We start from the raw sequence: 7,462 nt of genomic DNA on the forward strand, positions 1-7,462 counted from the left end.
TTCCGCTTTCTTCAGCAAGACATCCGCATAGCGGTACACAACAAAGTTATTGGGGTTCGTATTGTATTCCGGTGAAATAGTCTTGGACACCAGGAATTTGCGTACGTTATATCCGGTATTGGAATAAGAACTCTTGTAAGTCTTCCCGTCGAAGTCCGGACAACCTGCATAAAGAACCGTCAGTTCCTTCCGTTTGTCACCTTCTTCATACTGGCTCACAAATTCCTCCGTAGGCTGATTCCAGCCGTAGCTGCCTGCAACAAAGTCCGAGTTACGGGGCCCCATGAAAGTGGAAAGCCAGGAAGACTGACCGTCCGTTCCCCAGAAATCATATTCCGTACTTCCGGAATACTGCACTTCAAACAGAGATTCGGGACCGTTATTGATAGTAGCATCGAAGTTATTTTCATACTTACAGGTGGAAAGGTCGTAACCCAGGTTCGTAATCTCATTGCACAGTTCCACCACGTCTTCATAATAACTCGTATGGTTGGGAGCCAGTGTCAGGTAAATATCCGCCAGCATGGCAAGGGCGGCATCCTTACAGGCACGTCCTTTTTCTTCTTCATTATATTCCGCTTTCGCCGGAAGCAAATCGACCGCATTCTTACAATCCGAAATGATCTGCTCATAAGTCTGATCCAACGTAGTGCGTGCTATTGCAGTAGATTCACCCGGATTATAAGGTTCCAGACGCAAAGGAACACCGCCATACAAACGGGCTAAGATATAATAGTAATGGGCACGAAGGAAATATGCTTCACCCATACAACGGTTCTTTATGCTTTCCGATACGGCTTCGGCCTGCGGAAGACTGGTCAGCACAATGTTACACTGCCCGATGCCTACCCATGGAGAACGCCACATATACAGAGCCATACCATTATCGCTCTGCGTGATAAAGTTGGATGCCTGTATGGTTTCCAGACCGTCCGTACCACCGCCTGCACCTACCAGGCTGTTGCCCGCAACGATATCCAGCGACCACATACGCTGGTTGTAGAGATTGGAAGACTGAAGCGCCTTGTAGCAAGCATTTGTCAGTGCCACGGCCACATCATCGGTCACGGTTGTTTCAGGGTCAACGACATATTTGGGCGACTTATCCAGGAAGTCGTTACATGATACCAGCATCAATACAGCCAGCACGTATAGTAAGTTTGTTATCTTTTTCATATCCAAATCAATTAAAAGTTAAAGTTTAATCCTACACTGAATGTACGGGAAATGGGATAACGGGACAAATCAATACCGTTGATATCCACCTCCGGATCGAAACCGGAATACCCGGTAATGGTAGCCACATTCTCACAAGAAAGGGAAAGGCGTGCATTCTCTATCTGCAACTTCTGCAACCATTGTTTCGGGAAGGTATAAGAGAGAGTGATATTCTTCACACGCAAGTAAGATCCGTCTTCTACAAAGCGGTCGGATACACGGCAGTTCTGGTTAGGATCGCCGAACACGGCACGCGGCATGGAGTAGCTTGTCCCCTCCCCGCGCCAGCGGTTCAGCACATCAGTCGTCTGGTTGTATGCGGCAGCCATACCGACATTGTCGATATTGTTGGCATTATAAATCTTATTGCCGGCCACTCCCTGAAGGAATACGGAAAGCTCGAATCCTTTATAAGACAAGTTATTGTTCATTGAGAAGAACCAACTGGGATTGGGATTGCCAATCACTGTGCGGTCACTGTCGTTGATGACACCATCGTTGTTCAAATCCCTGAAACGGATATCACCCGGTTCAGCTCCCGGCTGCACGGCATGCGCATCCACTTCCGCCTGGTTTTGGAACAAGCCATCCGTCACATAGCCGTAGAAAGCATTAATCGGATAGTCTTTTGCCAGCATCGTGACATACGAGTTGTTGATCTGGTTAATATAGTAAGGAACCGCGCTGTTCAGATCCTTAATCTTATTCTTATTATAAGTGGCAGTTACATTTGTTTCCCAACCCAGTTCTCCGGTCAGATTGATGGTGTGCAGACTCATTTCCAAGCCTTGGTTTCGCACTTTACCGGCATTCGTATAAGTAGTGGTGGTATCTTCAAATCCCGATGTGATGGGGATGGATGCCTTCACCAACATATCCCTTGTCTCTTTCAGATAAGCATCCAGTGAGAATACGATCCGTGAATTGAACAGGGAAGCATCAAAACCGATATTCGTCTGTGCCACCTCTTCCCAATGGATGTAAGGATTGGCAAGCGTAGAGGAAACCAATGCGGTCTGATTGCCGCTCGTTGTTCCGAATGGATATACACTGGTGTTGTAAGATGCCAGGTAACTATAATTGCCGACACTTGCCTGGCTACCCGTCACTCCATATCCTACACGTATTTTCAGGTCGTTCACAACGTCATTCTTCGGGAACCAGCTTTCCTGCGAAATGCGCCATGCGGCAGATACAGAAGGGAAAGTACCCCAACGGTTCTTTTTACCGAAACGGCTGGAACCATCGCGACGGACAGTTGCCGTCAGCATATAGCGGTCTTCGTAAGAGTAGTTGATACGTGCCATGTAAGAGAGCAATGCCCATTCATTGGAACTGCCGCCAATGGCGTACATCTCCTGACCGTTATCCATTTCATGCACATTGTCGAACATGAAGACATTCTTCTGTGCATTCAGGTAATCATTCTCATTCCACTGTGCAGATGATCCCGCCATCACTCCCACACGATGCTTTTCTGCAAAGGTATGGTCGAACAGGAAATAGTTATCCCACAGGTAAGTGAATGATTTATTATCGCTCTTGTAACGTGAAGTTTCTTCCGTTGGAATAGGCTTCCAGTTATATTTCGGCGTGAAGTTATCGATGAACCAGAATTTGGCATCGTAACCGAAAGTGCTCTTGAATTTCAGCCATTTGGTAAAAGTCAGTTCCGCTGTCAGGTTGGCAAGGAAGTTATAACCTTTCGTCTGACTCTTGTTCAGTTGCGTAGGCCCTATCGGGTTGCGGATGCTACCGTACCATTCCGAATTACCTTCCGGCCCACTCCATGAACCGTCTTCATTCTTCACCGGAAGAACGGGAAGAGCTTTCAGTGCATCACCGATATTATAGCTGCCCGAATCCTTCGTATCAGTGCTGAAAGTGATATTATTGGAGAACTTCAACCACTTCAGCACCTGTGCATCGCTGTTGGACTGAAACGTAAAACGGCGATAGTTTACACTGCGCACCGTACCCGACTGATCGAGAAAACCACCGGATACATAATAATGAGACTTCTCATTTCCTCCGGAATAACTTACCGTATAGTTCTGCATCACACCCGTGCGCAGCAATTCGTCCATCCAGTCGGTACCTGCACCCAGTTCCGAAGGATTTGCCCAATTCGGGTTCGGGTTGCGACCGCTGTTCACCATCATATCATTACTCAAATCGGCATACTGGCTTGCGTTCAGTAAAGAAGGAATGTTCGTGGCATTCTGGAAAGCGCAATTAGCCGATACCGACAATTTGCCTTTCCCTTCCGTTCCACGCTTGGTGGTGATCATCACTACCCCATTGGCTCCACGCGAACCGTAAATGGCTGTAGCCGATGCGTCTTTCAATACGTCCAGGCGTTCCACATCCGCCATGTTCAGTGAAGACAGTCCCAGGTCGGTAGGCACACCGTCAATCACCACCAGTGGATCGCAGTTGTTAATGGAGCCCAGACCACGAATCTTGATAGATACATTGTCACCGGGCTTTCCGGCATCCACTACCTGCACACCGGAGATGCGGCCCTGAATGGCTTGTCCCAGGTTAGAGACGGGAGCATCTTTGATGTCCTTGCTTCCCAAAGAGGAAACAGCACCGGTAAGGTCACTTTTCTTCATGGTTCCATAACCGATAACCACTACTTCGTCCAGCATTTCACTGTCTTCCGAGAGTGTTACCATAATCTGTTTCTGTCCTTTTACGGGAACTTCCAAAGACTTATAGCCCACGAATGAAACTACTATAACGGCATCCGAAGGCACATTCAGCGAAAAATCGCCATCGATACCCGTTATCGTACCGTTCGTTGTGTTCTTCTGAACCACACTGGCACCGATAACGGTTTCTCCGGTCTGGTCTTTCACTACACCTTGTACTGTGATTTGCTGTGCGAACATGCACATCGGAAGTAACATTCCTATCAGACAAACCATGATTCGAAGCCTGATCGGCATTTTGTACTTTTGCATAATATAAGAGTTTAAAGTTAGTAATAAAAATATAGATTCACATGCATTTGTCCCCTCTGTGAAGGAACAATGCAAATGTATCTGATAAGAGGAAGCAATAAGGGGGAAAAGAGTGAAAAAGTAGTAGTTTTAGGCGTTTTATAAGACATAAAACACTAATAATCAATGCTATCAAGAAGATGCATTGTTCCAAAAAAGTAGTAAAAATATAAGCGTGAAAAAGACACTTATATGCCTTAAAAGTGTGGTTTTAGTCTCTCGACTTACCTATTTTCATTACTTCCTGTTCCAGTTGGTCACGGTCGCCCGCAGCTTTATTGCGAACTTTGGTACGGTAATTATAAATGGTAGTCACAGAATAGCGCAGGAATTGGGCAATCTTCACACTGTCGGTAATTCCCAAACGGATAAGGGCGAAGATACGCAGTTCGGTACTCATTCGTTCGTTGGCCTTGGGGTAAATCTGCTCCCCTTCGGCAAGCAGGGTGTTGAAGTCTTCTACAAAAGTGGGAAACAGTTGCAAGAAGGTATTATCAAAATTGGCATAAAACTCTTTCAGTTCCTCTTCTATGAACTTGGAAGATTTGATGTTTTTGTATAGCTCATCTACCTTGCCCGTAGCGGCTATCTTGCCCAGTGAACGGCGATAGTTATCCATCTTTTCCAGATATACGGAACACTGGTCCATATAGCGGCCGATGTATTCCTCTTTCAGGTAGGAGTTTTCGGCAATGATGTGGTTGGCTTCTTTCAGTTGCAGATTGTAGCGGTGGAGTTCTTCATTCAATTCTTTCAGACGCTTGTTGGCATCTATCACTTCGTGGCGTGCGGCTGCTACGCGTTTCATTTGCTTATACACATAGAAGATGGCAATCAGCAGGAAGATGGACAGCAAGCTGATAGAGACTAACGCCCATTTCATTTGTTCCTGTTGCTTTTCGGCCTTTTGCTGGTAAGTGTCGTTGATGAGGGGAAAAATTTGCAGGATTTCCAGAATACGCAACCGGGCGTTGCAGAACACGGCATCGTCCATACACAATTTCAGATACGAATAGGCACGGTCTATGTCTCCTTCCTGATAGAGCAGCACAGCCAGTTTCCTCAAAGAAATATATTCGCGCACTGCGGACTTCATGTCTGCAATGGAGGAAAGAATCAAATACTCCTTCTCTTTTTCTGTGTCTTCTTTCAGGCGGTATGATTCTGATAAAGTGTAGGCACAGATTGCCACATCGTGCACATTGTCTATCTGTCCAGCCAGGTAGTCGGTCAATAACTGGATGGCTTTATCGAACTCGCCCCGCACATTGTGCTGGTCGGACTGAATCAGCGTGTACACCAGAAGATTGTCTTTGTTAACCAGTAACAGGGAATCACGGTATCTATCCGTTATCTCGGCATAGAGTTTTTTCTCCTGTTCCGTAACGGCATAATCGGCCATGAGGCCATAGACGGTGCGGTAAATATGGTAATAATACGGGTGCAGGTCATCAGGTAGATGATTGATTTGTACGTTGTGCATCAGGTCGACTGCTTCTTTATACATGCCTGCTGTGCCCATAATCTCGGCAGTGTTCATGAGGGCGTTGTCCTGATGTTCCTTGTTCTTCATTCGCAGGGCCACCTGGTATCTCTCGCGTGAGATGTAGAGCGAAGAGTCGGTGTTGTAGGAACGGTATTCATCCAGATATTCCCCCAACAGGGTAAAGCGGTTTTCGTCAGAAATGCGTTGTCTCAAGGCTTGTCTCAGGTCGTTCAGCTTCTTTTCTTTTTGCTCGATGTATACAGGGCGGTTTTGAATTACATGGTCCAGTTGGGATAAAAGGGAGTCTACAACATTGTTGGTGGCATGGAGCTGACACATACATACACAACATAATAGATATAAGGATGTGACTATTTTCTTCATCTGAGTTTCGATTGGTTAAAGGTTACTTCTACAAGAAGTTCTATGCAAAAATAAGTAAAATTTGATAGAATCCCATGCGGATAGCACTTAAATCACAATATCTTTAAAGTAAAGACGATAGTTTTTTAAAGAATGGAGATGCTTACATGTGCATGTTAGCAATATTGACATGTGCATGTAGAGAAGGATAACATGTGCATGTAGATAATACCAACATGTACATGTAAGTAAGTGTATTTTTTAAAAACGGAGACGAAGAAGATATAATTCATATTATATCATCTATATTTATTTGATAGTTCTTGTCTATTAGAATATAATTATACTTTCTTGATATACATTGTTCCAAATTATACCTATTGGTTTTACTTACATTCTCAAAGGTTACATCTGTTGAGAGCCTTTTTTCTATAACATTTTCATATTCCAGAATATTCTGGAAACTATGCTTTATATATTCCTGACTGAATATAAGGCATACGTATTTTATTTGTTCTACATATTCATCCGTAAAATCCTTTTCCCAGCCAAAAGGAATATAACATCCTTCAATAATCATATTCTGGGAATTTTCAATACAGGTTTTTATCATCTCCCTGACGATTGGCCACAGATAGTTTGTTAGTTCTGTATCATTACTATCAGCAGGCAATTTACATTGTCCGCTTCTAATGACTCCCATCTTCAAGTGATCTATTGACAAGTAGGGATATTTATATTTCTCCAATAGCTTTTGTGCTAACAAGGTCTTTCCCGTATGCGTATCTCCTGCAATAAGAATAATCATAAGTTTAAGGTATTTCTTCTATAAAATGAGTAGAATATTTATTCCAATATTTTCTGTAAACCCTATTTTCATCTCCATCAAAATTAAGTTGGTACATTCTAAATGTAACCAATATATTTTTGGGTTGCCACAATTCTTCATAAGAGTATTTGTATACCATACCTATTGCCTGCATTACTTTTCCGCTTCTCGGATTATTCACATCGTGAGTAGCTGTAATGTATGGAATATCAGTTTGTTTTAGCATATCGATCACAGCTCGGCAGGCTTCGGTGCAAATGCCTTTATGCCAAAAATTCCTGCTGATACTATAACCTAAATCATGGCTATCGTCTGCACTTACATGAATACACCCAATAGGTATGTTATCTTCCTTCAGGCAAATTGCATAATAAAACCCTTTTTGCCGGATATAATTTTCTATGTATAGGAGATACTCTTTTGCCTCTTCTATATCCTTTAACGGAAACATAGGCAGAAATACATTTACATCTTTATCATTAAGGATCGTAAATAAAGCATTTACATCTTTTTCTGTGAAATGCCGTAATATTAATCGTTCTGTTTCTATATAATCCA

At 43.7% G+C, this 7,462-nt stretch carries 5 protein-coding genes; all 5 read right to left on the minus strand.

Annotated elements, in window-relative coordinates; translation table 11 throughout:
• Positions 1 to 1,176 (minus strand): RagB/SusD family nutrient uptake outer membrane protein (locus BACCELL_RS21950; RefSeq protein WP_007214284.1); only part of this gene is annotated, 1,176 nt, incomplete at its 3' end.
• Positions 1,177 to 1,187: 11 nt separating this feature from the next.
• A complete protein-coding gene (locus tag BACCELL_RS21955; RefSeq protein ID WP_007214285.1) occupies positions 1,188 to 4,187 on the minus strand; it encodes a SusC/RagA family TonB-linked outer membrane protein in 3,000 nt (999 codons plus the stop codon).
• A 250-nt stretch (positions 4,188 to 4,437) separates the two neighbouring features.
• Positions 4,438 to 6,096: a DUF6377 domain-containing protein gene (locus BACCELL_RS21960; protein WP_044154186.1), complete on the minus strand. Its 1,659-nt coding sequence runs from the start codon at positions 6,094 to 6,096 to the stop codon at positions 4,438 to 4,440.
• A 268-nt stretch (positions 6,097 to 6,364) separates the two neighbouring features.
• Positions 6,365 to 6,883, minus strand: a complete 519-nt coding sequence (locus BACCELL_RS21965; protein WP_007214288.1) for a hypothetical protein — start codon at positions 6,881 to 6,883, stop codon at positions 6,365 to 6,367.
• A gap of 4 nt (positions 6,884 to 6,887) precedes the next feature.
• A partial coding sequence (locus tag BACCELL_RS21970) for a GNAT family N-acetyltransferase (RefSeq protein ID WP_007214289.1) occupies positions 6,888 to 7,462 on the minus strand: 575 nt, incomplete at its 5' end.

The organism is Bacteroides cellulosilyticus DSM 14838, from assembly GCF_000158035.1.
Taxonomy (GTDB): domain Bacteria; phylum Bacteroidota; class Bacteroidia; order Bacteroidales; family Bacteroidaceae; genus Bacteroides; species Bacteroides cellulosilyticus.